Below are 3,671 nucleotides of genomic sequence, written 5' to 3'. Positions count from 1 at the left end.
GAGGTCCGGCCAGGTGACGATGTCATCCTCGGTGAAGCGGAACTCCGGATGGGTGAGATGGGGCGAGATGTTGTCGAGCGACCCGGTGCTCAGTTGTCGACGACATGCACCCGGTCCCCCTTGCGCAGATGATGATCGACCAGATGTGACCCGATGAAACCGGCGCCACCGGTAATCAGAACATGCACGTTACACGCCTCCCTTGACGAACATCCCGGACACCGGGCCTCCGCTCGGCATTAATGCGGAGTTTCCTGTCAGACAAGTGCAGGGGTGGTTGCGCGACCCCGGTGCCCGCCCGCGACCGGAATGCTATGTTCCTGTCAGAGCCTGGCAGGAACAGGCGCCCGGAAATGACCCGATCACACTCAGGAGTCGATGCCATGCCGGAACCGAACGTCGATCGTCGCGCCCTGACCTTCTGGATGACCGTCAGTCTCGTTGTGGCGGTCCTGCTGCTCTGGCTGGGAGTCGACATCCACCCGCCGGGTACCGCGGGGGCCCGCACCCTGCCTGCCTCGCCCGTGTCTGGCGCGATGGGCTTCACCTTCCTGCTCGCCTGGGCCGCATTCGCCTACGCCGCCGCCATCACGACACCGAGACCGGGCAGCGAGACCGGCATGCTGGCACTGATCCTCGCCCTGCCCCTGGCCGTCGTGCTGCTGCTCGGCGCGGGTTATTCCCTTCTCGCGCTCCTGGTGGCCGCCGCCTGGCTGGTAGTGCTGATCTGGACCGCCTGGCGGATGGCGCGTCGGCAGGCACTGGCCGGCCTGATGATGCTGCCGCTGGTCGGTGCCGCGATCGCGAGCCTTCTGCTGTCTCTGACCCTCTGGGCCATTCCCTGACGCACTCCGAGCTGGCGAACCTGGCCAATAAGAAGGGCCGCCTCGATGAGACGGCCCTTCACGCATGGCTGCCGGCGTTCAGTCTTCCCGCCAGTGCAGGTCCAGCCAGCAGCGCGGCAGGGGCTCGCCGGACGGAAACTCCAGGTCCGCCTTCTCGAAGTCTTCCTCATCCTGCATTTCCTCGCCCGCATGCTGGCGACCCACCACCGTCGGCTGCGCCGGGTCCGCCAGTGACTCGGCGTCCAGGATCTCGATCATGTCGTCGTTGTCTTTGCGTTTCAGGAACATCCTGATCTCCCTGTTGACGTTGGCTTGACTACGAAATAGGGCTTCAGAGCCTTTCCGGCAGTGCCGACCGGATATCCTGCGGCGTCTGCATGGACAGGTCCCGCGCCTTTTCCGCCACCACGATCTCCCTCAGCCCCTTGTCCATCTCGTCGCGCAGGACGCCCAGGAAATCCGGGGCGGACAACAGGTAAAAGCGATCCAGCTTGCCCTCGTTGCGCAGGTTGTCGAGTCGCTTGACGATCTCCCGGGCAAACCGCCGTGCCTCCACGTCGCGGACGCTGTTGGGCGGCTCGTAGGCATGCATCGCGTCGCCCTTCCGGTCCGTCGTGGCCCCGGGCCTGTCGGTCTCCAGGTCCTGGTCCGACAGCCTCGCGGCATGGTTCGAAAGCGTCTCCATCTCCTCGAGCGCGCCCTTGGGGGCAGGCTGGCTGGAAGGAAACGCCTGGCTCCCGAGATAGGCATCGGGATTGTCTCGGGCGATCAAGAACCGAGCTCGCGCCGCATCGGCCACCAGTACCCAGGTATTCATCGGTCGAACCTCCTTGGCTGACTCTCTTGGACCTGTCCTGAGTGTATACGGTGACCGACCCGCTTGCCGGACGGAAATCTCCGGCCGGGGGCGATCCGCCGAACACGAAAAAACCCGCCACTCGGGCGGGGTCCGTCTTCGGTCGGTCGGGCCGGATCGCTTGGCCCGAGCCGGATCAGTACACCTTGGCGGGGTTGGCCGACTCGGCCCCCTCAGCGGCATACATGCCGTACTCCTTCATCGAGCCGTCGTACAGCTTGACGCTGTCGTTGCCGAGGATCTCGCTGGCCACGAACCAGAGCCCGGCAGCCAGGTTGCCGGAGTTGCAGTAGGTGATCATCGGCTCGTCGGTATCGATGTCCTTGAACTCCATGACCGACTCGTAGCTGGAGGCCGGCAGGAAGTTGGCAGCCGCGCCATCGGCACGCACGAGCAGCTCCGGCGGGATATTGCTGGCACCCGGCAGGTGACCCGGCACTTCCTTGGACTTGCTGAACACGCCCATGTACTGGTTGTGCGGGCGAGCGTCGAGCAGCTCGACGCTCCCGGGATTGTCGGCCGCCTCGCGCACCTCGGCGTAGGTAGCCATGATTTCCTCGCGCTCGTCGGAAGCCGACCAGTCGCCCTCGACCGCCTCGGGCTTGCCCGTCTCGGCATCGAAGCCCGCCGCCAGCCAGTTGGCCAGACCACCGTCGAGCAGCGCCATGTTGTCGTGGCCGTAGTACTTCATCTGCCAGTACAGGCGAGCGGCCTTGGTGAAGTCCGAATCGCTCAGGCCGGCCGGCACGATAACGACGGCCTCGCCCTCGTCGACGCCGAGCGCACGGACGAACGTCTCGAACGCCTCCTTGGTCGGGATCATCTTGCCGACCTTCTTGCCGTCCATGTCGCGATCGACACGAACGGCGCTCCAGTCGACGTACTGCGCCCCGGGCACGTGACCGGCCACCACGGACACGACCTTCTTGCCCTTGACCGTCTCGTACTTCGGCGCCATCTGGAAGGCCTTTTCGCCACCGGCGATCTGCAGGACGGCGACCTCATCAAGGTTGTCGTTCAGCCACGCGGGATCAACGACCGATCCGGGCACGTCCAGTGCCCAGGCTCCCTGGGCGGCGGCCAGCACGGCCGCCGAGGCGGGAACGACAATAAACCGTTTCGGATTCATACGACTCAACTCCTTCTTCGTACAACAAGATCGGCGTCACTAACTGGCGCCTGAAAAGCCCACCCCAAGCGGGTGAGAAAAAATCACGCCGTCAGCCCGGTTCAAGACCCTCGGCATATCGCCCCCAGGCGGTGATTACCTCCGGCATGTCCAGTTCGCATTCGCTCAGCACGTGGCGGGTCCTGTCGGCCACCACGGCCGGGGCCGGCCACGCACCGTCTGCCTCGGTCAGTGCCTCGTCACGGGCGAGCAGCAGCGCCTCGACCTGCGGCATCACCAGGGCCACCAGCGCGGTCAGCCATCGACCGACCAGCCAGGAGGGGCGGGCCCGGTTGATCTCGAAGCCCGCGGGCAGACGCTCGAGCAACGCCGCGGCAGGGACGACCTGCTCCCCCGTCACCCACTCGTTGGTGGTGAACAGGCGCTGCGGCCGACCATCCGGTGTCATGGAAACGGCGATCACATGCGCGAACCCGGCCTCGTTTGACGCGGGTAGAAACAGGTGAAAGTGCCCATGTTCCCGGTGCTCCCACTCGGCCGGATCATGCGCGTGGTAGTAGAACCGCGCTCCAGTGCGAGGGTCGTATGCGTCATCGGCCGGAAAGTGCTCCCAGTAGCCGAAGCCGCTTTCCCGGTGATCCCGGAACAGTTCCGTCAGCACGTTCTGGTCGTCGCCGGCCAGCGCCTGATGGATGGCCACCCATTCGTCCAGGGCCGCCAGCCCGGCATCGACCCGGTCGACGGGCATCTCTCCGGCCACGACCCTGTCGAGCATGGTTTCCGCGTCGAACATGCGCCCCCTCAGGCGACCCTATCGATCGGTCGGGGCGCAGGGGTTGCC

General features: G+C 65.6%; 6 protein-coding genes. 1 reads left to right on the top strand and 5 read right to left on the bottom strand.

The window, feature by feature from the left end; all coding sequences use genetic code 11:
• Positions 1–89 precede the first annotated feature (89 nt).
• A complete protein-coding gene (locus tag ACLFMY_RS08705; protein WP_410764268.1) occupies positions 90–188 on the bottom strand; it encodes a GDP-mannose 4,6-dehydratase in 99 nt (32 codons plus the stop codon).
• A gap of 195 nt (positions 189–383) precedes the next feature.
• Here ACLFMY_RS08705 and ACLFMY_RS08700 point away from each other — a divergent pair, with 195 nt between their 5' ends.
• Positions 384–845 (top strand): hypothetical protein, encoded by a 462-nt coding sequence (locus ACLFMY_RS08700; protein WP_410764267.1) that lies wholly within the window; start codon positions 384–386, stop codon positions 843–845.
• Positions 846–923: 78 nt separating this feature from the next.
• Here ACLFMY_RS08700 and ACLFMY_RS08695 read toward each other — a convergent pair whose 3' ends face one another.
• From ACLFMY_RS08695 to ACLFMY_RS08680, 4 genes are all read right to left on the bottom strand, one after another.
• Positions 924–1,133, bottom strand: a complete 210-nt coding sequence (locus tag ACLFMY_RS08695; RefSeq protein ID WP_410764266.1) for an acetyltransferase — start codon at positions 1,131–1,133, stop codon at positions 924–926.
• A 43-nt stretch (positions 1,134–1,176) separates the two neighbouring features.
• Positions 1,177–1,662, bottom strand: a complete 486-nt coding sequence (locus ACLFMY_RS08690) for a host attachment protein (protein ID WP_410764265.1) — start codon at positions 1,660–1,662, stop codon at positions 1,177–1,179.
• A 175-nt stretch (positions 1,663–1,837) separates the two neighbouring features.
• Positions 1,838–2,830 (bottom strand): sulfurtransferase, encoded by a 993-nt coding sequence (locus ACLFMY_RS08685; protein ID WP_410764264.1) that lies wholly within the window; start codon positions 2,828–2,830, stop codon positions 1,838–1,840.
• 91 nt (positions 2,831–2,921) lie between these two features.
• On the bottom strand, positions 2,922–3,623 hold the full coding sequence (locus ACLFMY_RS08680) for a DUF6969 family protein (RefSeq protein ID WP_410764263.1): 702 nt from the start codon (positions 3,621–3,623) through the stop codon (positions 2,922–2,924).
• Between the last annotated feature and the right edge of the window lie 48 nt (positions 3,624–3,671).

The organism is Guyparkeria sp., from assembly GCF_046545975.1.
Lineage (GTDB): Bacteria > Pseudomonadota > Gammaproteobacteria > Halothiobacillales > Halothiobacillaceae > Guyparkeria.
Note: the sequence above shows the minus strand (reverse complement) of the source record. Positions and strands in the feature narration are given on the sequence as shown.